This window comes from Microbaculum mangrovi, assembly GCF_051390635.1.
Classification (GTDB): Bacteria; Pseudomonadota; Alphaproteobacteria; order Rhizobiales; family Tepidamorphaceae; genus Microbaculum.
In genome coordinates, this window is sequence record NZ_JBPODT010000003.1 from 145,932 (window position 1) to 168,265 (window position 22,334).

Sequence of the window (22,334 nt, forward strand, 5' to 3'; positions counted from 1 at the left end):
TCTAGTGCCAGGCGTCCGGCATGCCTGCCTTGCGGCGGTCGATGAAGGCGTATAGCGCCTCCTCGGTCGCCGGATCGATCGGCGGCGGCCGGTACGCGGCCAGCAGCGCCTTCCAGCGCGCGTTGGCCCGGGTCGCCGCGTCGAGCGAGCCGCGGTCGCGCCAGGTCTCCCACGGATCGGTGTCGGCGAGGTCGGAGTCCCAGTAGGCGGTCTCGTAGTTCGCCAGCGTGTGGGCCGAGCCGAAGAAATGATGGCCCGGTCCCACCTCGGCGAAGGCGTCGAGGGCAAGTTGATTGTCGTCGACCGGCACGCCCCGGGCGTAGGCATGCAGCGCGCCGCAGAAATCCACGTCGAGCACGAATTTCTCGTAGGACATCGACAACAGGCCGTCGAGAAAGCCGGCCGAATGCAGCAGGAAGTTCGCGCCGCACTGGATCGCCGCCAGCATCGACATGGCGCTTTCCGACATCGCCTGCGCGTCGGCGCGCTTCGAGGTCGTGAACGAGCCCGAGCATCTCAGCGGGAGGCCGAGCCGGCGCACCAACTGGCCGACGACGAGGGAGCCGACGGCTGGCTCGGGCGTGCCGAAGGTTGGCGAACCGGACTTCAGCGCCGTCGACGACAGGAAGTTGCCAAGGACGCAGGGGGCGCCCGGCCGCTCCAGCTGGGTCAGCGCGCAGCCGACCATCGCCTCGCCGATAGACTGGGCGATCGCTCCGGCGTTGGTGACGGGCCCCATCGCGCCGCCGAGGATGAAGGGAACGACGACCGTGCCCTGGTTGGCCCGCGCATAGGCGCGCAGCACCTGGGTCGTCATGCCGTCCCAGACCAGCGGCGAGTTGACGTTGACGTTGCCGAGGATGACGCAGTTGTGCTCGAGGAAATCCGCGCCGAACAGGATGCGGCTCATCGCGATGCAGTCCTCGGCCCGCTCGGGCGCCGTCACCGAGCCCATATAGGCCTTGTCCGACAGCGTCATGTGGGCGTGGACCATGTCGAGGTGCCGCTTGTTGACTGGCAGGTCGACCGGCTCGCACACGGTGCCGCCGGAATGGTGCAGCCACGGCGCCATATAGGCCAGGCGCACGAAGTTGCGGAAGTCCTCGATGGTGCCATAGCGGCGCCCCCCGTCGATGTCGATGACGAACGGGGAGCCGTAGGCGGGCGCCATCGCCGTGTTGCGTCCGCCGATCTGGACGGAGCGGGCCGGATTGCGGGCGACCTGGGTGAACTCGCGCGGCGCGCTCATTAGGATCTCGCGCAGGTGTCCCGGCTCGAAGCGGAGGCGGTCTCCCGCGACGCTGGCGCCCGATTCCCTGAACAGCCGGATCGCCTCGTCGTCGCCGCGTATCTCGATCCCGACCTCGGCCAGGATCCTGTCGGTTGCCGCCTCGATGCGGGCGAGGCCGTCCTCCGACAGGATCTCGTATGGGGGAATTTCACGGACCAGGTAGGCGGGCGCGGACACGCCGATCCGCTGCCGGCCCGCGCGCCGTCCGGTGCGCCGGCCGGTGCGTGGCCGCCCCGATGGTCTGGCCTCTTCCGGAGTACCGGCCATCCGCTCCTCCCGACGCGAAAAACCAGCAGAGGTGACATACGCTAATGCAGCCGCCCGACGGCGTGCGGTTCAAAACCGGCGATTGGTCGTTCTGGCTGCGACAGGGACACGACATCCGCCCGCCAGCAGGAACCGCTCGGGCGAAGGCCCGGGCCTTGTTTTCTCGTCCGGTTCCGAACGCGCCTAGCGTTGCCGGACGCGCTTTTTCTGCGGGACCTCGACGCCGTCGTCGGCGGAGGGGACCACGGCGGCGAAGCCCTCGCCGATATTGATCGTTGAATCGGGCGGCAGCGTCCCGACGAATTCGGACGGGTGAATGAACGGGTCGCGGAACCACGGGAACTGGTCGGGATTGAAGATCTGCTTCATCCAGTTGGCGACGAGCATGGCGCGCTGGCTGCGTTTGACCGAGGGGTGGTAGGTCATCCAGATGTCCATCGCGTGGTGGATGCCGATGTCGACGGGAACGATCGGCGCGCCCAGCGCCGGCGCATAGGTCGGAAGCGCGCCGATCCCGGCGCCCTTCTCGATGGCGTAGAGCAGCGCCGAACTGGCGTTGGTGCGCAGCGACACGATGCCCTCGACGTCGGTGAGGCCGAGCAGCCGCGCCCAGGCGCCGTTGTCCAGTTGCGGCGCGGCCTGATCGACGAGGCGGTGCCGTGACATTTCCTCGACCGACTTGGGCAGGCCGTAGATCTTCTCGTAGCCCCGCGACGCGAACGGATAGATGTGCATCCGCCCGAGCTTGGAGACGATCAGGTCCGGCGCCGTCGGCCGCTCGAACTGGATCGCGATGTCCGCTTCCATCCTGAGCACGTCGGCGCTCTCCATGGCGCAGCGCATGTCGATGATGAGGAAGGGGAACTGCCGCTGGAACTCCACCAGCCGCGGCATGATCCAGTACGTGCCGATCCCCTCCGTCACCGAAACGCGGACGACGCCGCGCGTGGTCGTGTCCTGCGCGTCGACGCGCCGGAAGACGTCGTAGATCGCCATTTCCATGCGCTCGGCGTGGTCGACGATCGCGCAGGCTTCCTCGGTTGGCACCACGCCGTCGGGCACGCGGTTGAAGAGGCTGATGCCGAGATCGTGCTCCAGCCGGTCGATGCGGCGCACCACCGTGGACGAGCTGACCCGCAACGCCGTCGCCGCGCGCCGGAAGCTGCCGGCCTTCACACAGGCCAGGAACACCCGGATGTCGTCCCAGGATACGTTGCGTAGCTGACCCTCTGTCACGGCCCGTTCCATTTTTGCATCACCCCATTGCAGGATTTGAGGCAGCCCGGCGGCGTCCCAGCGCATACCATAAGTACCGTTGGTTTATTGGGGCAAGTCATGCAACCGAAACTGAGGCCGAATTTGCGCGTCGTCGGCGACAGCGATGCGATTTCGCAGCGCCGCGACTTCGACGATCTGGCACGATTGAGCGTGTCGCGAATTTCGGCCGAACGTGTCGAACCGCGGGAGATACCGGCGCTTCTGGCGTTTGCCGCCAGCGAGATTCCGGCCCTGGCGGCCGCCGGCGACGCGGTTTCGCGTGTGGCGGAGCGCAATCGCGACAGCGTCTGGGTTTTCCGCCGGGGCGCCGCGCCGGTCGGCATCTACGCGATGCTCCACCTGTCGAAAGACGGTTTCGAGCGGCTTCTGCTTGGCGAACTCGATACCACGCAGCCCGATCCGCGCGCCCTGGTGGCGAGCGGCGCGGCGCCGTCGGCGATCTACAAATGGGCGGTCGTCGCGCCCGGCATGGCCTCGGCCGGCATCTGCGCGATAAGCCGCATGCTGCAGGCCGACCGGTATGCGACCGCCAACCTGTTCGCGCGGCCGACGACCATGGGCGGCGAGCGTATCATGGCCAGCCTGGGTTTCGGCAAGGTCCGGTCCGGTCTTCCCGATCTGCATCGGTATGTCCGCGTCGCCAACCGTGTCGGGCGCCCGATGGTGGCCGCCTGAACTCGGAAATGGGGAGACTGAAAGATGGGGATGGCAAAGCACGTGGATTTCGAGAAATGCGCTCGCGACCGCGGTCGGAATGGTAGCGGTCGGTCCGCGCGCGGATACGAGATCAAGGTCGCCCGCTCGATGGGGGACATGATGAAGGTCGTGGCGATCCGCTCCGCCGTGTTCATGAGCGAGCAGAGTTGCCCCTATCGCGAGGAGTTCGACGGCAACGACTTCTGCGCCACGCACCTGATCGGCTATGTCGACGGCGAGCCGGCGGCCTGCCTGCGGGGCCGGTTCTTCGCCTCCTTCGCCAAGCTCGAACGCCTGGCGGTGCGCCACGAGTTCCGCAACACCCGGCTGTCCTTCGACATCGTCTGGGCGGGCATCGAGCTTGCGCGCAAGAAGGGCTACACGACGATCTACGGACACGCCCAGGATCGTCTGGTGAAGTTCTGGAGCCGCTTCGGCGCCAAGCCGATGGGCGGCAACCGCAAGCTCGTCTTCTCCGACTATTCCTACACCGAGATGCTTCTCGAGGTGGATCCGCACCCGGAGCCCCTGACGCTCGACAGCGATCCCTATCAGCTGATCCGTCCGGAAGGTGACTGGGATGCGCCGGGCGTTCTCGAGGGCTCCGTCGCGCGCCCCGTGACCTCGCCCATGCGCGGCAACGAAGCGGCCTGATGGGGACCGATACATGAGTGTGATCCGATTTCCGCGTAACGACGGCGACTTCGCGCAGCCGGTCGTCGTGTTCGTCGACCTGCAACAGGAATACGTCACGGAAGGCCGAGCGCCCGCGCTGTCGCGGCGCGAACCGTGGTGGAGCAATTGCCGGCGGCTGCTCGATCATGCCCGCGAATGCGGCTTGCCTGTCGCGCATTTCCGGTTGCTCAAGCGTGAGCCCTTTTTCAATCGGGCCACGCCGTTCGCGGACTGGATCGAGGAATTCCGTCCCCGGCCGCACGAGATGGTTTTCGAGCGCTCCTTGCCGTCTTGTTATTCGAACGAGTCCTTCGCTACCTTGCTCAACAGCCTCGAGCGGCCCAATTTCCTGCTTGCGGGACTGACGGCGGACGGCAGTTGCCTGGCGACGATGGTTGATGCTTATCATCGCAATCATCGTGCCGCGTTCGTCGCCGATGCGTCCGACAGCCGGGCAAGGGGGGGATACGGAGAAGAACAGGTACATGGCGTCGTCACCGAGATCGCCGCGCAGTTCGGCCAGGTGACGTCGACCTCCGAAGTCGCCTCTCGCAGTGTCGGGAGAAAACCGAGCCTGGTCGGATAGGGTGCCGCCAGGCCGAACTTGTCCCGGCGCCGGCGAGGACCTGCTTGGCCTCTAGCGGGCTCGGGCGGACCTCGTGCGGTGCCGGGACACTTTTTAGGCCGGTCGCGATAGGCGACGGGCTCGGTTTTTTCCCGATGTCGCGGTGACGTCGGACGGGGATGTGCATTCCCCGCCTGGCGGCTTGCCGGCCGATAGCACCGGATATACGGTCGCGCCGTCATGACCGGAACCGTTTTCAAGATCTGTGGCCGCGACGAGTGGCGTTTGGCGGAGAACGCCGGCGTCTATTCCGGCAATGCGGACGATGCCCGCGACGGCTTCATCCATCTGTCTGCAGCCGACCAGATCGCAGGCACGCTGGCCAGGCATTACGCCGGCCGCGACGACCTGCTGATTGTCAGCGTCGACGCGAGCGCGCTGGGCGACGCCCTCAAATGGGAGCCGTCGCGCGGCGGCGCCCTGTTTCCGCATCTCTACGGGCACCTGCCGCTTGCCGCGGTCACCGAGGTCGCGGCGATCGCGGCGCCCGACGACGGATCCGGCGCGTGATCGGGACGCTGTCGGCGATCGCCCGGCCCGTGTTCGGCGCGATCGACCCCGAGCGCGCCCACGATCTCGCGATCTCGTCCCTGAAACTCGCGCAATCGACCGGCGTGCTCCGGCGCGCCGCGGGCGGCGGCGATCCGCGTCTCGCGATCGGCCTGTTCGGGCTCGACTTTCCCAACCCGCTCGGCATGGCCGCCGGGTTCGACAAGAATGGCGAGGTGCCGGACGCGCTCGTGGCGCTCGGCTTCGGCTTTGCCGAGATCGGCACCGTTGCCCCGCGCCCGCAGCCCGGCAATCCGCGGCCGCGCGTCTTCCGCCTCGCCGGCGACCGCGCGGTGATCAATCGCTACGGCTTCAATACGCAGGGCCACGACGCGGTCCGGGCGCATCTTGAGGCGCGCCGCGGACACGGCATCCTCGGCGTCAATATCGGCGCCAACAAGGACGCCTCCGACCGCGCCGCCGACTATGTCGCCGGGGTCGACTGCTTCGCCGACATCGCCGACTATTTCACCGTCAACATCTCCTCGCCGAACACGCCGGGCCTGCGTGATCTCCAGCACGAGCAGGCGCTCGAGGACCTGCTATCCCGCGTGTCGGCGGCGCGTGACCGGCAGGCGGACCGGATCGGCCGACCGGTCCCGCTGCTCCTGAAGATCGCCCCGGACCTCGAGGACTCCGATCTCGACGGCATCGCCGGGGCGGTGACGCGCCATCGCTTCGACGGCGTCATCGTTTCGAACACGACCTTGTCCCGGGCCGGCCTGTCCCGGGCCGGGCTTTCCGACCGGCATGTCTCGGAGGCCGGCGGCCTCTCCGGCCGGCCGCTGTTCCGCCGCTCGACGGTCGTGCTTGCCCGTCTGCGCCTGCGCCTGGCGCCGCAGATCCCGATCGTCGGCGTCGGCGGCATCGATTCCGCCGATACGGCGTATGAGAAGATCCGCGCCGGAGCCGCGCTCGTTCAGGTCTATACCGGTCTGGTCTATGAAGGCCTCGGGCTCGTCGGCGACATCAAGCGCGGCCTCGTCCGCCATCTCGACCGCGACGGCTTCGCGGCGATCGGCGACGCGGTCGGCACGGCAACCGAGGACTGGGCACGGGAGAGGATCGAATGAGCGTCACCATCTGGCACAATCCGCGGTGCTCCAAGTCGCGCCAGACGCTGGAATTGCTGCGCGACAGGGGCGTCGAGCCGACCGTCGTCGAATACCTGAAGACGCCGCCGGATGCCGTCGCCATCAAGGCCGCCCTGAAGAAACTCGGCCTGAAGCCGCGGGATCTGCTGCGCCGCGGCGAGGCCGCCTACAAGGAACGTGGGCTCGCCGACCCGGGCCTGTCGGACGACGACATCATCGCGGCCATGATCGCCGAGCCGGTGCTGATCGAACGCCCGGTGGTGATCGCCGGCGACCGCGCCGCGATCGGACGCCCGCCGGAAAGCGTGCTCGAGATCCTCTGAAGGCCCGAACTTGCCGGACCGATCCCCTGAAGGCCCGCGGCCTACATCATCATCCGCTGGTTCAGATCGAACATGATCCACAGCGACCCGCCGATCATGATGAAGATCAGCACCACGGCGAAAGCCAGCGTCAGAACGTTCTCGCGCGGCGCCGTGCGCGGATCCAGATGCAGGAAGAAATAGAGGTGCACCAGCACCTGGATCACCGCCAGGATCGCGATGACCACGAGCGCCGGGCCGGCCGGCATCAGCCCGAAGGCAACGATCGCGAAGGCAATGGCGGTCAGCACGAGCGCCAGCCCGAAGCCGATCAGATAGGCTCGCCGCAGCTCGTCCGGTGATTTCCCCTCCGGTGCCTGCGGGGATGCCGAAAGGTTCGGTGTCGCGTTCATCTCACATCACCCCCGGCAGGTAGACGACCGAGAAGATCCCGATCCAGACGATATCCAGGAAGTGCCAGAACAGGCCGAGCCGGAACAGCCGCGAGACGACCGGGGCGGTGAGGCCCTTGAGGTGCACCTGCGCGATCATCACCGCGATCCAGACGAGGCCGCCGCTGACATGCAGGCCGTGCGTGCCGACCAGCGTGAAGAAGGCCGACAGGAACCCGCTGCGCCCCGGTCCGGCGTCCTGGGCGATCATGCCGGCGAACTCGCCGAACTCGAGGGCCAGGAAGGCGGCGCCGAGCACGAAGGTGACGGCGAGCCAGGCGACGACGCCCGAGCGGTTGCGCTCGGCGACGGCGACGCTGGCCATGCCGAAGGTGACCGAGCTGGCCAGCAGCAGCATGGTCTCGGCGAAGGTCCGGTTGATGTCGAACAGGTCCTGGCCGGTCGGTCCGCCGGCGGTGCCCGACTTCAGCACGAGATAGGTCGCAAACAGCAGCGCGAAGATGATCGCGTCGCTCATCAGATAGACCCAGAAGCCGAAATCGCGGTCGGCGAGCGCCGCGTCCTTCCCGCTTTCGTGTCGCATCGTTGTCGCTTCGGCGCTCATGGGCGATCCGGACCGGTCTGGTTGGTGGGTATGGTCATGCGCGATAGCCCAGGAGCGGACCGCTGCCGCGGGTCTCGGCCGTGGCGATATCGTCGGCCGACAGACGGTGCTCGCCGTCGTCGTTGAAGCTGCGCGCGACGACGACCGCCAGGATCAGCAGGGCCGACACGGCGGCGAGCCACCAGATGTGCCACACCATCGCGAATCCGAACACGCCGGCGACCACGCCGATGACGACGCCGGCCCCGGTGTTGTCCGGCATCTCGATTTCCGAGGCGATGTCGTCCCTGGTCGCTTCGGCCGGATTGGCCTTGCGCCAGGTCAGTTCGTCGCGGTCGTGCACGACCGGGATCCTGGCGAAGTTGTAGGGCGCCGGCGGCGAGGCGGTGGCCCATTCCAGCGTGCGCCCGTCCCACGGATCGCCGGTGGTGTCGGCCAGCGCCGCCCGGTTCCGGATGCTGACGTAGAGCTGCATGATCAGGCAGCCGATGCCGATCAGGATCAGGAAGGCGCCGGCCGCCGCGACGACCAGCCAGGGCTGCCAGGCGGCCATGTCGTAATGCTCCATGCGCCGCGGCATGCCCATGAAGCCGAGCGCGTAGAGCGGCATGAAGGCGAGGTAGAAGCCGACGATCCAGGCCCAGAAGGCGCGCCGCCCCCAGGTATCGTCCAGCCTGAAGCCGAACGCCTTGGGGAACCAGTAGGTATAGCCCGCGAAGTAGCCGAACAGCGCGCCGGGGATAAGCATGTTGTGGAAGTGGGCGACCAGGAAGGTCGAGTTGTGCATCATGTAGTCGACCGGCGGGATGGCGAGCAGGACGCCGGTCATGCCGCCGATGACGAAGGTGACGATGAAGCCGAGCGTCCACAGCATCGGCACCGAGACGGTGATGCGGCCGCCATACATGGTCAGAAGCCAGTCGTAGATCTTCACTCCGGTCGGCACCGCGATGATCATCGTGGTGATGCCGAAGAAGGCGTTGACGTTGGCGCTCGAGCCCATGGTGAAGAAGTGGTGCAGCCAGACGGTGAACGACAGCAGGCCGATCACCGCGGTGGCGTAGACCAGCGACTCGTAGCCGAACAGGCGCTTGCGCGAGAACGTCGCGACGACCTCGGAGAAGATGCCGAAGGCGGGCAGGATCAGGATGTAGACCTCCGGATGGCCCCAGATCCAGATCAGGTTGATGTAGTTCATCATGTTGCCGCCGTCGCCGTTGGTGAAGAAGTGCATGCCCAGATAGCGGTCGAGCGCGAGTTGGGCGCCGACGACGGTGACGGCGGGGAAGGCGAAGACGATCAGGACGCTGGTGACGAGCGCCGTCCAGGTGAACAGCGGCATGCGCATCAGCGTCATGCCCGGCGCGCGGCGCTTGAAGATGGTGACGACGAAGTTGATGCCGGTCATGGTGGTGCCGACGCCGGACAGGATCACCGCCCATAGCCAGTAGTCGACGCCGACGCCGGGGTTGTACTCGATGCCGGAATAGGGCGGATAGGCGGTCCAGCCGGCGGTCGAGAACTTGCCGATGACCAGCGAGACCAGAACCAGCCCGGCGCCCGACGCCGTCAGCCACAGGCTGACCGAGTTCAGGAACGGGAAGGAGACGTCGCGCGCGCCGATCTGCTGCGGCACGACGAAGTTGATCAGCCCCGTCAGGAACGGCATCGCCATGAAGAAGATCATGATCGTGCCGTGCGCGGAGAAGATCTGGTCGAAGTGGTCGGGCGGCAGATAGCCGTCGTCGCCCAGCGCGATGGCCTGCTGCGTCCGCATCAGGATCGCGTCGGCGAAGCCGCGCAGCAGCATCACCAGCGCCAGCACGATGTACATGATGCCGATGCGCTTGTGGTCGACGCTGGTCAGCCACTCGCGCCACAGGTATTTCCACGCGCCCAGCCAGGTGATGACGGCGAGGACGAGCACGGCGGCGCCGACCTCGCCGAGCGCGCCGCCCAGCGCCACGGGGCTGTAGAACGGCAGGGCCTCGAAGGACAGTTTCCCGAGCATCAGCGAACCTCCTGCCTGTCGGACGGCCCGCAATTGAACTGGCCCGCATACGTGTCGAGCTGGGCCATCCGGCGCCTCCTGTCGCCCGTGTATTTCTCGATGATCCTGTCGAACAGGCCGGGCTCGACGCTGGAATAGTAGGTCACGGGAACCTTCTGGCTCGGCTTGGCGAGCGCCGCGTAGGTCTGCGTGTCGAGCGTTTCGGAAGACTCGCGCACGATCCCGAGCCAGGCCTGGTATTCATCCGCCGAGACGGCCTTGACCGTGAATTGCTGGTCCGGGAAGCCGCTGCCGCTGTACTGGGTGTTGCGGCCGACATAGGTGTCCGGGGTGTCGGCCTGCAGGTTGAGCCGCGTCTGCATGCCGGCCATGGCGAAGATCTGGCCGGCGAGGCCGGGGATGTAGAAGGAATTCATCACCGTGTCGGAGGTGATGCGGATCGAGACGGGCCGGCCCGCGGGAATCGCCAGTTCGTTCACCGCGGCGATGTTCTCCTGCGGGTAGACGAACAGCCACTTCCAGTCCTGGGCGATGGCCTGGATCTCTACCGGCGCCTCCGGCGAGGCGATCGGCTTGTAGGGATCGAGCCGGTGCGTGTAGTCCCACACGATGGTGCCGATCGCGATGACGATCAGGGCGGGGCCGATCCAGACGATCACGTCGACCTTGTTCGACTGCCAGTCGGGCCGGTAGTCCGGGTTTTCCTTGGATGCGCGATAGCGCAGCAGCACCCAGGCCGTGAGCACGTAGACGGGGATGATGACGAGCAGCATCAGCCCGAAGGCGGTGTACAGGAGCTCGCGTTCCGCGAAGGCGATCGGCCCGTCGGGATTGAGCACCGGCCAGTTGCCGTCGGTGCAGCCGCCGAGGAGGAGAGTGGGGAGGAGGGCCAGGCCGAGCGCGCCTGCGCTCGCGAGGCGCCGCCGGAATGTCGCGATGTTGGGTGCCGAGGTCACGATGCGCATTCGTGTCCTGTCGTTCGGGGTGGGCGAACTCGAAGCACGCGAGGCCAGGAGGTCCGAATCCAGTTCCGTTACGGTACAGTGATTCTGTCCGCCGGCGCAGTTTTTGGTTGGCGCGGGCTTCGGTCCGGCGCGCCGTCGCCGGGTCAGGTGTCGGCGAACGTCCGTTCCAGCCGCACCGGATAGCGCGCCGCCAGCGTGGCCCCGCGCACGAGCAGGAACGCGGCGAGCGCCAGCCACAGGCCGTGATTGCCGAGCCAGGGCGTGGCGAGCTGCCAGACGACGACATAGACGACCAGCGACACCAGCATCATGTTGCGCATGTCGTCCGACCAGGTGGCGCCGATGAACACGCCGTCGAACTGGAAGGCGGCGACGCCGAACAGCGGCGTCAGCGCGGCCCAGACCAGGAAGACGCGCGCGGCGTCGCGCACCTCGGGGCTCGTCGTCATCAGGTCGACGAACGCGGGCCCGCCCAGGAGCAGGACCAGGCTCAGCGCCCCGGCCAGCGCGAAGCCCCAGACGAGCGTCAGGTTGACCGCACGGGCAAACGCCGGCCTGTAGCGGGCGCCGATGGCGCGTCCGGCCAGCGTCTCCGCGGCGGTGGCGAAGCCGTCGAGGAAGTAGCCGCCGAGCAGGAAGAAGTTCATCAGGATCGAATTCGCCGCCAGCACCACGTCGCCCTGGCGTGCCCCCGCCGAGGTGAACAGCGCGAAGGCGAACAGCAGCGAGAACGAGCGGATCATGATGTCGCGGTTGACCGCGAAGGTGCGGATCAGCCCGGTCCTCTCCATCACCGCCGACCACGGAATGAAGGCGCCGGCGCCGAGCGCCCGCGCCGCGACGAGCCCGCCGGCGATCGCGGTGACGGTCTCGCCGATCACCGTGCCCCAGGCCACGCCCGCCACGCCCCAGTCGAACCACAGCACGAAGAGCGCGTTGAGCGCCATGTTCAGGCCGTTGAGCAGGAGCTGGAGCGCCAGTCCGGTGCGCGCCCGCCCGAGGCCGAGGAACCAGCCGAGGATGGCGTAGTTGAATAGCGCGAACGGCGCGCCGATCACGCGGATCGCGAAGTATTCGCGGACCGCCGCCTCCACCGGGCCGCTCGCCCCCATCAGGAGCAGCGACGCGCCGAGGACGGGCGCCTGCAGCACGATCACCAGGACGCCGGCGATCAGGCCGACGAGGGCGGCACGATAGAGCGCGGCGGTCTGGGCGGTCCTGTCGTCGGCGCCCAGCGCCTGGGCGGTAAGGCCCGTCGTGCCCGAGCGCAGGAAGTTGAAGGTGGTGAACAGGATGTCGAAGATGATGGCGCCGACGGCGATGCCGCCGAGCAGGTCGGCGCGGCCGAGCTGGCCGATCACCGCCGTATCGACGATGCCCAGCATCGGCGTCGACAGATAGGCGATCGTCATCGGCACGGCGATGGCGAGCACCCCGCGATGGGTGACCTCGAAGGGGCGGACGGTCGACATTCGGTTCTGCGCGAAGGGAAACGGGACGGGCCGCGCGACGAAGCGGGCCTCGATGCCGCCGGGTCACGCCGCGAACTCGGAATGGTTATAGGCGAATGCGCATGGCTGGCAACCGGCGCGTCCTGTCGGCGGGATACGTGGGATGGGTGCATTCATGACGGGTGAATTCACGGCGGATGTATTCACAATGGCGCGCGGATGGCCGATCCTGCGCCCATGCCGCTCGCCGTCGTCCATCATCCCGCCTTCGCCGCCGCCCTGCCGGTCGGCCATCGCTTCCCGATGGGCAAGTACGCCAGGCTGTCCGACATCCTGGTCGCCGACGGCATCGTCGCGCCCGACGGGTTCGTCGTCCCCTCGGAGGCGCCGGAAACCTGGCTCCGGCTCGCCCATGCCCCGGCCTATGTCGATCAGGTGCTCGGCGCCAGCGTGCCGGCGCGGATCGCGCGTGAGATCGGCTTTCCGGTGGAGGCGACGATCGCCCGCCGCGCCCGGCTGTCGGCCGGCGCCACGGTGCTGGCGTCGCGGCTGGCGCTGAAACAGGGCATCGCCTGCACGACGGCCGGCGGCAGCCATCACGCGCGCCGCGCCGGCGGGGCGGGGTTCTGCGTCTTCAACGATGTGGCGGTGGCGGCCTGCGTCCTCGCCGCCGACGGGGTCGGGCGGATGCTGGTCGTCGATCTCGACGTCCATCAGGGCGACGGCACGGCGGAGATCCTGGCCGGGACGCCGGAAGTCTTTACGGTCTCGATGCACGCGGCGCGCAACTATCCCGTCCGCAAGGTGGCGGGCGATCTCGATATCGGCCTGGAGGATGCCACCGGCGACGACGCCTATCTGCGCACGCTGCGCGAGATGCTGCCGCCGCTGCTCGACCGGATGTCGCCGGAACTGGTGTTCTACAACGCCGGCGTCGATCCCCACCGCGACGACCGGCTTGGCCGGCTGGCGCTGTCGGACGACGGCCTGCGGCAACGCGATGCCTGCGTCATCGGCGCCTGCCGCGACCGGGGCATCCCGGTCGCCTGCGTCATCGGCGGCGGTTATTCCGACGATGTCGACGCGCTGGCCGGCCGCCACGCGATCCTGCACCGCACGGCGGCCCGCTTCGCCTGATCTTCCTGGGTCTGATCTTTCTGGGTCTGATCCGGCCTATTCGCCGTTCTTGCCGACCTTGGTCAGCCGCATGACCAGCCAGACCGGGACGACGACCACGGCGCCGAGCAGGAAGTAGCGGAACAGATCGGCCAGTGCCTCGAAGCCGAGGTTCCAGATGCCGCGCAGGATGCGCTCGAAATTGCGCACGATGTCCAGCGGGCTGATGCCGAGCGCGGAAAAGATCAGGCCGACGATCAGCGAGATCACGGCCAGCCGGACGATTACCCAGCCGGGCGGCCCGCCGAAGAAGCGATTGAGCGCGCCATTGGCCATCGCGGCGTCCTTTTCCGGGGGCACTAGAGCGTGCGGAACCGGGCCCGCGCGCCGCGTTCGATCGCCGCGCAGACCAACGGATCGAGATCGAAGCGGTCCCTGAGAAGTTGCAGCAGGCGCAGTTCCTCCTGCTCCACGTCCAGGTCGGCGGCGGCCACGTCCACGGCCAGCGCGTAGGCCGTGTCGTAGAACTTCGGCGGCAGCGACTCGGCGACGAGGTCGAGCACCTTGTCCAGGCTGTCGTCCTCGTTCAGGAGCGCGCCGCAATCCTCGGCGACGGTGACGAGCCGTTCCGTGTCGAACTCGCGGAAGGCCGGCAGGTTCTGCACGATCCCGCCGATGCGCAGCAGTTCGTTGTCCGTCATCGTGCGGTCGGCGGCCGACATGGTCACCATCACATAGATGAGCGCTTCCTGGGGGCTCACCGACTTCGTCATAGCGTGCTCGTCCTGTCCGGTTGGCGAAAATCCGCGAATTCCGCGCGAGTCGAAACGCCGGCGCGGCGGAGCGCACCGTAGTCGCGCCGCGCGGGGGGTGCAAGATGGGGGCGGTGCGGCGATGGCCGTCCGGGATGCCCCGCAGGCGCGGTGCAGGCATTCGGCTCGAGGGGAGGTCAACGACGTGACGAAGCCCATATAGCCGCCATTGGATGGCGCGATCGTCCGGTCCCTGGCAGGAACGGCGGGAGCGCAGTGAGGCGTGAGCGCGGAGATAAGGAAATCGTGCATGGGCGAGCTACGTGGAAAAGTTGTCGTTGTCACCGGCGCGGGGCGCGGACTGGGGGCCGCCTTCGCGCTGGCCCTGGCGGAGGCCGGCTGCCGGCTCGTCCTGTGCGGCCGGCGGATGTCGGACCTCGAGACGATCGGCAATCTGATCACCGAACGCGGAGGGCAAAGCCCCCTGTGTGTCTCGCTGGACCTCGCCGACGCCGACAGCGTGAAACGGGCGTGCGCGCAGATCGCGGCGCACACGTCGCTGGTGGATATCGTGATCAACAACGGCGCCATGTGGCTTGAGGCCCGCGCCGAGCCTTTTGCGGACGCCGAGGTGCTGGGCGTGGTCAACGCCGCCGTGACCGGAACCTTCCTGTTCACGCAGGGCCTGCACCCGCTGCTGACCGCCTCTGAGGCCCCGGATGTCGTCACCATCGGGTCGATCAGCGGTCTGCCGAACGCCGCCCTGCAGACGGTATCCGTGCCCTTCTACGCGGCCAAGCGTGGGCAGGTGGCGCTCGCCGACGGCTTCCGGCAGGCGTTCGCGGGCACCAAGGTCCGCTCCCTGCTGGTGAACCCGCCCTATCTCGACGAGGCCCGGCCGGACCAGCCGGACTGGCAGGACGCCGCGCGGCGGCCGAAGGGCGCGCGCGGCACGAGCCGGGATGTGGTCGAGGCCGTCGTTTTCGCGATGACGAGACCGCGCCATGTTTCGCTGACGATCGATATCGACGCCGATGACGGCGGCGTGTTCCCGCAAGGCGGGTAAGCCCCAGGCTGGGTAGTCTCACAGGCTGGCTAGAATGGCCGCCATGCCCGCCGGGAGCGTTCCGTCCCCGGCGGGCGATCAGGCGTCGCCTGCTATCAGGCCCCGCCTGTCTTCGCCGTCCAGTAGCGGTGCAGGCCGTCGACGTCGCCGCTGGTCAGCAGCGCCATCGCCTCGCCCAGCCAGTCGTCGGGCCAGTCCCACCACGCCATGTCCGCAAGGCGCGCGATCGTCGCGTCGTCGAAGCGGGTGCGGATCGGCTTTGCCGGGTTGCCGCCGACGATGGTGTAGGGCGCCACGTCGCGCGTCACCAGCGCCCGCGTTCCGATCACCGCGCCGTCGCCGATGGTGACGCCGGGCATGACGATGGCCTCGGAGCCGATCCACACGTCGTTGCCGATCACGGTGTCGCCGGCGGGCCGATAGCCGTTGGCCGCCCCGGCGAAGGCCGGCACCTCGGCCATCCAGTGGAACGGAAAGGTGCTGATCCAGTCGGCCCGGTGGCCCTGGTTGCCCGCCATGATGAAGGCCGCGCCCGAGCCGATCGAGCAGAAGCTGCCGATGATCAGCCGGTCCACCCCGTCGTCGGGAAGCAGGAAGCGGGCGCAGTCGTCGAAGCCGTGGCCGTGATAGTAGCCCGAATAGTAGCTGTAGCGGCCGACGACGATGTTCGGATTCGTGACCTGCCGGTCCAGGGGGATGCCCCGGAACGGGCTTTCGAAGATGGTGTCCATGAGACGCTCTCTGAATGCGTTGGCGCGCACGGCGGGACCGCGCGCGCAGGCGGAAACGGCGCGACGGCCGCAGCGGCCCAGGCCGCACCGGCCTCGGCCGGACCGGCGTCAGCCGGCGCGGCGTCGCGCGTCGGGCCCCCGCGCGGCGCGCCATGCGCCATGCGCCGGGGCGTCCGTCAGATCCTTCGTCGCGCGGCCTTCATGAAAACGCTTCGCCCTATGGAATGCTTTGCCCGGTGGTGTCGCGCGCCGTGATGCGGGATCGGACGCCGCTGGTCAAGCGCCCCGTGTGGGTTTTGGGGGGACGTTCCTGAGGACCGTAAGAACGCGGTCAGCTCTCGGCTGAACGCCGACATTGGAAAGCTCTCCACGTAATGACCGCTTCGCGCCCCATCTCCGCTATTCGCGGTCAAATTTGAGCTTTCCGAAAGCGGCCGTTCCCTGCGGCTTGATCGAAGGTCTGAGACGGGCGGGATTCCGACATTCGCCGCAGTCTCAACTAACGGCAGCAGTGCGGACAAACCGATCAACCTTGGATCGCCGCCATATCCAACTTGCGACACGTCAGGCATCGTCGCTTTGCGCCAGTTGCGGCCATTGTCGTGGCAGCAAACGGTGGATTGCCTGTCGATTGATCGATATGCTCCAATCTACGAGAAGGATCACCTTTGGAACGCAGGCTTTCGGCCATACTCGCAGCAGATGTCGTGGGCTATTCAGGCTTGATGGCCACGGATGAGGCCGGAACGCTGGCCGCGTTGAAAACCTATCGGTTCGAAATTTTTGACCCCGCTATCGCCAAGTATGGCGGACGCATCGTGAAGCTGATGGGCGATGGTTCGCTTGTAGAGTTTCCCTCGGCGGTAAATGCCGTTCAATCGGCCATGGATATCCAGAGATTCTCGCGCGAGACGGAAAGCCCTATCCAACTAAGGATTGGCATAAATCTGGGCGACGTAATAATCGAGGGCGACGATATTTACGGTGACGGCGTGAACCTGGCCGCCCGCCTTGAACAAATGGCGGAACCCGGCGGTATCCTGGTTTCGGACGACATTCAGCGCTTTACGGCCGGCAAGGTAAATGGCCAGTTCGACGATTTAGGCGAACGGGTTTTTAAGAACATCGACAAGCCCGCCCGCGTGTGGAGCTGGAAAGCCTCGCGAAATCCATCGGCAACCAATTCAGGAAGCAATCAGAAACAGCGGGAACCACTTAGCCTCCCGGACAAACCATCTGTCGCCGTGCTGCCATTCGACAACATGTCGGGCGATCCTGAGCAGGAGTATTTCGCCGACGGGGTGGTGGAAGCACTCACCGCTGCGCTGAGCCGCATCCGTTCGTTCTTTGTTATCGCCCGCAATTCTGCATTCACATACAAAGGCCAGTCAACCAATGTGCGCGACATTGGCCGGGAACTCGGCGTGGGCTACATCCTGGAAGGCAGCGTGCAGCGTGCTGGTGGCCGGGTCAGGATTACCGTGCAGTTGATTGAAACCGACACGGGGGCCCACATCTGGGCAGAAAAATACGACGGCTCGCTCGACGATATTTTCGATCTCCAGGACAGAATCACCGAGCAAGTGGCAGGTGCGCTGCAGCCGTCGATCAGGCTGGCCGAGATCGAACGTGTGGGACGCAAGCGGCCACAGGATTTCAGTGCCTATGACTACACTATGCGCGCATTAAGGCATGTATGGATGCTGGAGAAGAACGAGGCGGAAAAGGCGCTTGGTCTTCTCAACAAGGCGCTCGAATCGGAGCCAGACTATCCGCTGGCACTCGCGCTGGCCGCATGGTGCCATGCACAGAGATCGGTCTACAATTGGGTGTCCGACATCGGAACGAGCAAGGCTGAGGCGTTGCGGCTTGCCGAGCGGGCAGCGGACCTTTCTTCTGATGATCCCCTGATCCTCACAGTGCTCGGAACCGTGCACACATTCGTCCGCAACTTCGGCACTGCCAGAGTGCTGCTCCAGCGCGCCGTGGCGCTGGACCCCAATTCCGCCTGGGCATGGAGCAGGTTTGGCTGGCTGGCGGCCTACTCGGACCGCCCTTCGGAAGCGCGCGAACACTTCGAGAAGGCTCTGCGACTGAGCCCGCTCGATCCGATGAATTTCAACAATTATGTGGGTTTGGGATCGGCCTGCCAGGTGGCCGGTGACGATAGTACCGCGGCAGACATGTTCCTCAGGGCCCTAGACGAACGGCCCAATGCCTTTTGGATACACCGCAATTTGGCGCCGGCACTTCTTGGCGCAGGCCGAATTGATGAAGCAAAAGCGTCTGGGGAAACGCTGCTCAAGGCCTATCCCGAGATGACTGTAAAAAGCTACAAGGATGCAATGGTGTTCTCGTCAAGCGTTCTGGACCGGATTGGCAAACAACTGGCTGAACTGGGATTGCCGGAAAGCTGACAAGCGGGGCGAGTAGAATTCGCAACAAATGTCCGCACAGGGACAAACCTACGCATTCGATCTTGATGGGATTCTCGCGTCTGCGACATCACTCGAAGGTCTCGGTTGGGCTCGAAGCCGCCATTTGCTGCGACGAACACGAACAGCAGCTTTGGGCCGCAAGGAGCGGTGTACATGGCGCAAATGAATGTCCGCTTTAACGTCCAAATGCGGACCGTCCCCTTTCGGCCGGTTGTTGACGCGCGGGCTTCCGCTAAGCTGACATTTCGGGACATGATGCGCGAGCAATAAGGCGTGTGAATATGAGCAGCTGGCAGGATGGCGGATGTGCGTGCGGTGCGGTGCGCTATGCCGTCATGGTACCGCCCATGTTCACACATTGCTGCCATTGCACCGACTGCCAGACAGAGACCGGTTCGGCTTTCGTGCTCAACGCCCTCGTCGAAGGGGAGATGGTGCGCGTGCTCAAAGGCGACCCCGTGCCGGTGATGACGCCCTCGGCAAGTGGTGAGGGACAGGAAATATGGCGCTGCCCCGTTTGTCGCGTGGCACTCTGGAGCCACTACTCCACCCGAAGACGCAAAGTCGCCTTCGTTCGGGTCGGCACGCTCGACAGACCGGGCGCCTGCCCGCCGGATATCCACATCTATACGCAGTCGAAGCTGCCGTGGGTCCTGCTCGGCGATGATGTTCCGGTGTTCCCTGTCTACTACGAGCCCGAGGCGCTGTGGCCGCCGGACAGCTTGGCGCGGCGGGCCGCGATCGATCAGGCCGACCGGACTTAAAAGGACCGCTTCGAACAGTGTCGGTCGGGCCGCGGCCCAATATCCAAGCCGAACGCCGGTTTTCCATCTGTTGCGGCCACCGGCGGCGGCATCAGCGCGCCGCACTGGGAACATCGCGGAGGGGCTGAGGGTGTGTCGGCTCTCGGACGGGACGCTGTGAATCGCAGTACGTCATACGAATAACCGGAGTGAGCCGAAACCTACCGCAGGTCAGTTCCGTGTAAATGTCGGCTTTGGTGACACGGTGCCCACAAGCCGACAGTCCCCTTCCGGCCAACGACTGCCCTTCCTTCATCTCGCGACCGACCAACCCGCTCTGCGCCAAGTCGTCCTGTGGCAACGCCCCCCATCCCCCAATTGACGCGCGGCGCGCGTCTCCATAGGGTCCGCGCCGGCCGGCCCGAGGGGCCGGGACACCCGTAGTTCAGGATTCAAGACGATGACCGATCCCGTCGAAGCCGCCGCGGGCGGTGCCCTAGGCGATGCGGCCGCGACCGCGGCCCTGGGCGATGCCGCGACTGCGGCTCAACTGGCGGCGCTGGCGCGCGACAGCCGCGCCTGGCCGTTCGAGGAAGCCCGCAAGCTGATCGCGCGGCGCGACAAGGTCGGCCAGGACAAGACGGTGATCTTCGAGACCGGCTACGGCCCCTCGGGCCTGCCGCATATCGGCACCTTCGGCGAGGTGTTGCGCACCACCATGGTGCGCCATGCCTTCCGGGTGCTGACCGAGGACACGGTGCCGACCCGGCTGATCTGCTTTTCCGACGACATGGACGGGCTGCGCAAGGTGCCCGACAACGTGCCGAACCAGGACCTGCTGCGCGCCAATCTCGACAAGCCGCTGACGCAGGTGCCCGATCCGTTCGGCAAGTTCCGCTCGTTCGGCGAGCACAACAACGCCATGCTGCGCTCGTTCCTCGATGCCTTCGGCTTCGACTACGAGTTCATGAGCGCGACCGACTGCTACACCTCGGGCCGCTTCGACCGGGCGCTGATGACGGTGCTGGAGCGCTACGACGAGGTGATGGCGGTGATGCTGCCCTCGCTGCGCGAGGAGCGCCAGGCGACCTATTCGCCGTTCCTGCCGGTGTGTCCGCGCACGGGCAAGGTGCTGCAGGTTCCGATCATCGAGCGCGACGTCGCCTCCGGCGCCATCGTCTACAAGGACCCGGAGACGGAGAAGCTCGTCCGGGTGAAGGTGACCGGCGGCGCCTGCAAGCTGCAGTGGAAGGCCGACTGGGCGATGCGCTGGTATGCGCTCGGCGTCGACTACGAGATGGCCGGCAAGGACCTGATCGACTCGGTGAAGCTGTCGAGCCGGATCTGCGCGATCCTCGGCGGGCTGCCGCCGGACGGCTTCAACTACGAGCTGTTCCTCGACGAGAACGGCGAGAAGATCTCCAAGTCCAGGGGCAACGGCCTGACGATCGACGAGTGGCTGCGCTATGCCAGCCCCGAGAGCCTGGCGCTGTTCATGTATCAGGCGCCGCGCAAGGCCAAGCGGCTGTATTTCGACGTCATCCCGCGCAATGTCGACGACTACCTGACCTTCCTGGAGAAGTACCGGGCGCAGGCTTCAGGAGAGGGGAGCAAGCCGGAGGACCTGTTGGCCAACCCGGCCTGGCACATCCATTCCGGCGACGTGCCCGATGCCGGCGTGCCGATCTCGTTCTCGATGCTCTTGAACCTGGTCTCGGCCTCGAATTCCGAGGACCGCGACGTGCTGTGGGGCTTCATCCGCCGCTATGCGCCGGACGCGAGCCCGCAGACGCATCCCCGGCTCGACCAGCTCGTCGGCTACGCCATCCACTACTTCCACGATTTCGTGCTGCCGGCCAAGCGCTACCGGGAGCCGACCGAGGTCGAGCGCGCCGCGCTGGCCGAGCTGTCGGAGAAACTTGCGGCGCTGCCGCGGGACGCCGACGCCGAGACGATCCAGAACGTCGTCTACGAGATCGGCAAGACCCATCCCTTCGACAACCTGCGCGACTGGTTCAAGGCACTGTATGAAGTACTGATTGGCCAGAGCCAGGGCCCGAGATTCGGCTCATTCGTCGCGCTCTATGGCATCGACGAGACCCGTGCCCTGATCGGCCGCGCCCTCGACGGTTCCCTGCGAGAGGACTGAGAACGGATCGGACTGGACCGAGGGGGCGGAGAAGGCCGATAGCGACGCCGCTTCGTTGTCGCCCGGCGTCTGGTCCTGCCATTCGGCCAGATAGATGCCGCGCTTCTCGGCGCGGGCCGCTTCCGCGTCCTCGGCATAGGCACCGCCCGGCGTCGCCTCGGCCCAGCCCTGCGCGACCAGCCAGCCGTTAATGTCCTGCAGGCCGGCCGAACAAGTGGCGACGATGCCGCCCGCCGTCTTCGCCTCGACCACGCAGTCGATCGCGCGGTGGCGGATCAGCCGGCGCAGCGCCGCCGTGGCGACCCGGCCGCAGGGCCAGGCGCGGCCCGCCTCGTCGGTGCATGTCCGCTCGGCGGCGACTGGCGCGATACCGGCGAACCGGATTGTCGTGTCGCCGGATCTGAGCGTCGCCGCATCCTCGACAACGACCCGGTGATAGCGGCGGGGCAGGGCGTCCTCGGGCTCCTCATCGGGCTTCGCCGGCGCGGCGAGGGGATCGCGATAGGGTGTAGTCGGCCGGCTCAGGACGTTCGCCGGCGTCACGTTGCGGGCGGTCCGTGCGGCCGTCGAAACGGTCGTCTCGGCAGCCGGTTCGCCAGCCGGTTCGCCAGCCGGCTCGGGGGATGCGTCGGCAGCCGCGGGCGCTTCGTCCGGCGACACCGGCCGTCCACCGAGATTGGCTCGGTCGCCTCTTGCGGCGTCGTCCTCCGCCCCCTCGGCGATGTCCGTCTTCGGATCGTCCGCCGTTGGGGCGTCCGCTTTCGGGGCGTCCGCTTTCGGGGCATCCACTTTCGAGGCATCCACTTTCGAGGCATTCCGCGTCTGTGCGCCGGTATCGGGCAAAGGCGTGAACAGGCCGAAGCCGTTCAGCACCACGCCGTAGAGAAGAGCGGCGAGCGCGACGGCGCCGAATACGGTCAGGGCTAGGGTACGGACCATGCGTTTCGTATGTCACCGCGTTGGGATCGGGTCCATGGTCGCCTACCGCGCGGGCGCAGGCAACCGCCACCGGATCAGGCGGTCGCGGATTTGACGTGCGCCGGCCTCGCCGCCGCCGCTACGACCACGGCGACAGGCCCCGTCCCGCATCGGCGCCCGCTGCGGTGGGACCGGTCGTC

The 22,334-nt window shown here is 66.8% G+C and carries 22 protein-coding genes; 11 read left to right on the top strand and 11 right to left on the bottom strand.

Features of this window, described 5'->3' with window-relative positions:
• Nucleotide 1: 1 nt before the first annotated feature.
• A complete protein-coding gene (locus ACSF9G_RS13410) occupies nt 2-1,558 on the bottom strand; it encodes a trimethylamine methyltransferase family protein (RefSeq protein WP_436642412.1) in 1,557 nt (518 codons plus the stop codon).
• Nucleotides 1,559-1,741: 183 nt separating this feature from the next.
• Entirely contained in the window at nt 1,742-2,794 is a 1,053-nt protein-coding gene (locus ACSF9G_RS13415; RefSeq protein ID WP_436642414.1) for a LysR family transcriptional regulator, read from the bottom strand.
• 99 nt (nt 2,795-2,893) lie between these two features.
• Between ACSF9G_RS13415 and ACSF9G_RS13420 the strand changes: the two genes are divergently transcribed.
• The 6 genes from ACSF9G_RS13420 to arsC all read left to right on the top strand — a co-directional run bounded on the left by ACSF9G_RS13420 (nt 2,894) and on the right by arsC (nt 6,798).
• Nucleotides 2,894-3,511, top strand: a complete 618-nt coding sequence (locus tag ACSF9G_RS13420; RefSeq protein ID WP_436642416.1) for a hypothetical protein — start codon at nt 2,894-2,896, stop codon at nt 3,509-3,511.
• Between the two features lie 24 nt (nt 3,512-3,535).
• On the top strand, nt 3,536-4,186 hold the full coding sequence (locus tag ACSF9G_RS13425) for a GNAT family N-acetyltransferase (protein WP_436642418.1): 651 nt from the start codon (nt 3,536-3,538) through the stop codon (nt 4,184-4,186).
• A 13-nt stretch (nt 4,187-4,199) separates the two neighbouring features.
• Nucleotides 4,200-4,793: a cysteine hydrolase family protein gene (locus ACSF9G_RS13430; RefSeq protein WP_436642420.1), complete on the top strand. Its 594-nt coding sequence runs from the start codon at nt 4,200-4,202 to the stop codon at nt 4,791-4,793.
• A gap of 219 nt (nt 4,794-5,012) precedes the next feature.
• Nucleotides 5,013-5,342 carry a DUF952 domain-containing protein gene (locus ACSF9G_RS13435; RefSeq protein ID WP_436642422.1) on the top strand — a complete coding sequence of 110 codons (330 nt, stop codon included), beginning with the start codon at nt 5,013-5,015 and terminating at the stop codon, nt 5,340-5,342.
• Nucleotides 5,339-6,454 carry a quinone-dependent dihydroorotate dehydrogenase gene (locus ACSF9G_RS13440; RefSeq protein ID WP_436642424.1) on the top strand — a complete coding sequence of 372 codons (1,116 nt, stop codon included), beginning with the start codon at nt 5,339-5,341 and terminating at the stop codon, nt 6,452-6,454. Before ACSF9G_RS13435 ends, ACSF9G_RS13440 begins: the two co-directional genes overlap by 4 nt.
• Complete coding sequence (arsC, locus tag ACSF9G_RS13445; protein WP_436642426.1) at nt 6,451-6,798, top strand: arsenate reductase (glutaredoxin); 348 nt, start codon at nt 6,451-6,453, stop codon at nt 6,796-6,798. Before ACSF9G_RS13440 ends, arsC begins: the two co-directional genes overlap by 4 nt.
• 41 nt (nt 6,799-6,839) lie before the next feature.
• Here the strand turns inward: arsC and cyoD are convergent, their stop codons facing one another.
• From cyoD to ACSF9G_RS13470, 5 genes are all read right to left on the bottom strand, one after another.
• On the bottom strand, nt 6,840-7,190 hold the full coding sequence (gene cyoD / locus ACSF9G_RS13450; protein ID WP_436642429.1) for a cytochrome o ubiquinol oxidase subunit IV: 351 nt from the start codon (nt 7,188-7,190) through the stop codon (nt 6,840-6,842).
• Nucleotide 7,191: 1 nt separating this feature from the next.
• Nucleotides 7,192-7,794 carry a cytochrome o ubiquinol oxidase subunit III gene (gene cyoC / locus ACSF9G_RS13455; RefSeq protein ID WP_436642431.1) on the bottom strand — a complete coding sequence of 201 codons (603 nt, stop codon included), beginning with the start codon at nt 7,792-7,794 and terminating at the stop codon, nt 7,192-7,194.
• A gap of 34 nt (nt 7,795-7,828) precedes the next feature.
• Nucleotides 7,829-9,805 carry a cytochrome o ubiquinol oxidase subunit I gene (gene cyoB, locus ACSF9G_RS13460; RefSeq protein WP_436642433.1) on the bottom strand — a complete coding sequence of 659 codons (1,977 nt, stop codon included), beginning with the start codon at nt 9,803-9,805 and terminating at the stop codon, nt 7,829-7,831.
• Entirely contained in the window at nt 9,805-10,770 is a 966-nt protein-coding gene (gene cyoA / locus ACSF9G_RS13465) for a ubiquinol oxidase subunit II (protein WP_436642435.1), read from the bottom strand. Before cyoA ends, cyoB begins: the two co-directional genes overlap by 1 nt.
• Nucleotides 10,771-10,913: 143 nt before the next feature.
• Nucleotides 10,914-12,242 carry an MATE family efflux transporter gene (locus ACSF9G_RS13470; protein WP_436642437.1) on the bottom strand — a complete coding sequence of 443 codons (1,329 nt, stop codon included), beginning with the start codon at nt 12,240-12,242 and terminating at the stop codon, nt 10,914-10,916.
• A 216-nt stretch (nt 12,243-12,458) separates the two neighbouring features.
• Here ACSF9G_RS13470 and ACSF9G_RS13475 point away from each other — a divergent pair, with 216 nt between their 5' ends.
• Nucleotides 12,459-13,358 (top strand): histone deacetylase family protein, encoded by a 900-nt coding sequence (locus ACSF9G_RS13475; RefSeq protein WP_436643254.1) that lies wholly within the window; start codon nt 12,459-12,461, stop codon nt 13,356-13,358.
• A gap of 36 nt (nt 13,359-13,394) precedes the next feature.
• On the opposite strand, the gene ACSF9G_RS13480 is transcribed toward ACSF9G_RS13475, so the two are convergent.
• Entirely contained in the window at nt 13,395-13,673 is a 279-nt protein-coding gene (locus ACSF9G_RS13480; protein ID WP_436642439.1) for a DUF6460 domain-containing protein, read from the bottom strand.
• A 23-nt stretch (nt 13,674-13,696) separates the two neighbouring features.
• Nucleotides 13,697-14,110: a tellurite resistance TerB family protein gene (locus tag ACSF9G_RS13485; protein ID WP_436642441.1), complete on the bottom strand. Its 414-nt coding sequence runs from the start codon at nt 14,108-14,110 to the stop codon at nt 13,697-13,699.
• 289 nt (nt 14,111-14,399) lie between these two features.
• Between ACSF9G_RS13485 and ACSF9G_RS13490 the strand changes: the two genes are divergently transcribed.
• A complete protein-coding gene (locus ACSF9G_RS13490) occupies nt 14,400-15,155 on the top strand; it encodes an SDR family oxidoreductase (protein ID WP_436642443.1) in 756 nt (251 codons plus the stop codon).
• Between the two features lie 95 nt (nt 15,156-15,250).
• Here ACSF9G_RS13490 and catB read toward each other — a convergent pair whose 3' ends face one another.
• A complete protein-coding gene (gene catB, locus ACSF9G_RS13495; RefSeq protein ID WP_436642445.1) occupies nt 15,251-15,886 on the bottom strand; it encodes a type B chloramphenicol O-acetyltransferase in 636 nt (211 codons plus the stop codon).
• Between the two features lie 668 nt (nt 15,887-16,554).
• Here catB and ACSF9G_RS13500 point away from each other — a divergent pair.
• From ACSF9G_RS13500 to ACSF9G_RS13510, 3 genes are all read left to right on the top strand, one after another.
• Nucleotides 16,555-18,303, top strand: coding sequence for an adenylate/guanylate cyclase domain-containing protein (locus ACSF9G_RS13500; protein ID WP_436642447.1), 1,749 nt, complete (start codon nt 16,555-16,557; stop codon nt 18,301-18,303).
• 302 nt (nt 18,304-18,605) lie between these two features.
• Nucleotides 18,606-19,088, top strand: a complete 483-nt coding sequence (locus ACSF9G_RS13505) for a GFA family protein (RefSeq protein ID WP_436642449.1) — start codon at nt 18,606-18,608, stop codon at nt 19,086-19,088.
• A gap of 439 nt (nt 19,089-19,527) precedes the next feature.
• Complete coding sequence (locus ACSF9G_RS13510) at nt 19,528-21,216, top strand: lysine--tRNA ligase (protein ID WP_436642451.1); 1,689 nt, start codon at nt 19,528-19,530, stop codon at nt 21,214-21,216.
• Here the strand turns inward: ACSF9G_RS13510 and ACSF9G_RS13515 are convergent.
• Complete coding sequence (locus ACSF9G_RS13515; protein ID WP_436642453.1) at nt 21,136-22,155, bottom strand: thermonuclease family protein; 1,020 nt, start codon at nt 22,153-22,155, stop codon at nt 21,136-21,138. The genes ACSF9G_RS13510 and ACSF9G_RS13515 overlap by 81 nt on opposite strands.
• Nucleotides 22,156-22,334: the final 179 nt, after the last annotated feature.

What these genes read in the sequence shown, in the direction of transcription:
- ACSF9G_RS13420 (WP_436642416.1), top strand. Translation starts at nt 2,894, where the DNA reads ATGCAACCGAAACTGAGGCCGAATTTGCGCGTCGTCGGCGACAGCGAT.
- arsC (WP_436642426.1), top strand. Translation starts at nt 6,451, where the DNA reads ATGAGCGTCACCATCTGGCACAATCCGCGGTGCTCCAAGTCGCGCCAG.
- ACSF9G_RS13435 (WP_436642422.1), top strand. Translation starts at nt 5,013, where the DNA reads ATGACCGGAACCGTTTTCAAGATCTGTGGCCGCGACGAGTGGCGTTTG.
- ACSF9G_RS13430 (WP_436642420.1), top strand. Translation starts at nt 4,200, where the DNA reads ATGAGTGTGATCCGATTTCCGCGTAACGACGGCGACTTCGCGCAGCCG.
- cyoA (WP_436642435.1), bottom strand. Translation starts at nt 10,770, where the DNA reads ATGCGCATCGTGACCTCGGCACCCAACATCGCGACATTCCGGCGGCGC.
- ACSF9G_RS13480 (WP_436642439.1), bottom strand. Translation starts at nt 13,673, where the DNA reads ATGGCCAATGGCGCGCTCAATCGCTTCTTCGGCGGGCCGCCCGGCTGG.
- ACSF9G_RS13510 (WP_436642451.1), top strand. Translation starts at nt 19,528, where the DNA reads ATGACCGATCCCGTCGAAGCCGCCGCGGGCGGTGCCCTAGGCGATGCG.
- cyoD (WP_436642429.1), bottom strand. Translation starts at nt 7,190, where the DNA reads ATGAACGCGACACCGAACCTTTCGGCATCCCCGCAGGCACCGGAGGGG.
- ACSF9G_RS13410 (WP_436642412.1), bottom strand. Translation starts at nt 1,558, where the DNA reads ATGGCCGGTACTCCGGAAGAGGCCAGACCATCGGGGCGGCCACGCACC.
- ACSF9G_RS13475 (WP_436643254.1), top strand. Translation starts at nt 12,459, where the DNA reads ATGCCGCTCGCCGTCGTCCATCATCCCGCCTTCGCCGCCGCCCTGCCG.
- ACSF9G_RS13490 (WP_436642443.1), top strand. Translation starts at nt 14,400, where the DNA reads ATGGGCGAGCTACGTGGAAAAGTTGTCGTTGTCACCGGCGCGGGGCGC.
- ACSF9G_RS13505 (WP_436642449.1), top strand. Translation starts at nt 18,606, where the DNA reads ATGAGCAGCTGGCAGGATGGCGGATGTGCGTGCGGTGCGGTGCGCTAT.
- catB (WP_436642445.1), bottom strand. Translation starts at nt 15,886, where the DNA reads ATGGACACCATCTTCGAAAGCCCGTTCCGGGGCATCCCCCTGGACCGG.
- ACSF9G_RS13515 (WP_436642453.1), bottom strand. Translation starts at nt 22,155, where the DNA reads ATGGTCCGTACCCTAGCCCTGACCGTATTCGGCGCCGTCGCGCTCGCC.
- ACSF9G_RS13470 (WP_436642437.1), bottom strand. Translation starts at nt 12,242, where the DNA reads ATGTCGACCGTCCGCCCCTTCGAGGTCACCCATCGCGGGGTGCTCGCC.
- ACSF9G_RS13425 (WP_436642418.1), top strand. Translation starts at nt 3,536, where the DNA reads ATGGGGATGGCAAAGCACGTGGATTTCGAGAAATGCGCTCGCGACCGC.
- ACSF9G_RS13485 (WP_436642441.1), bottom strand. Translation starts at nt 14,110, where the DNA reads ATGACGAAGTCGGTGAGCCCCCAGGAAGCGCTCATCTATGTGATGGTG.
- cyoB (WP_436642433.1), bottom strand. Translation starts at nt 9,805, where the DNA reads ATGCTCGGGAAACTGTCCTTCGAGGCCCTGCCGTTCTACAGCCCCGTG.
- cyoC (WP_436642431.1), bottom strand. Translation starts at nt 7,794, where the DNA reads ATGAGCGCCGAAGCGACAACGATGCGACACGAAAGCGGGAAGGACGCG.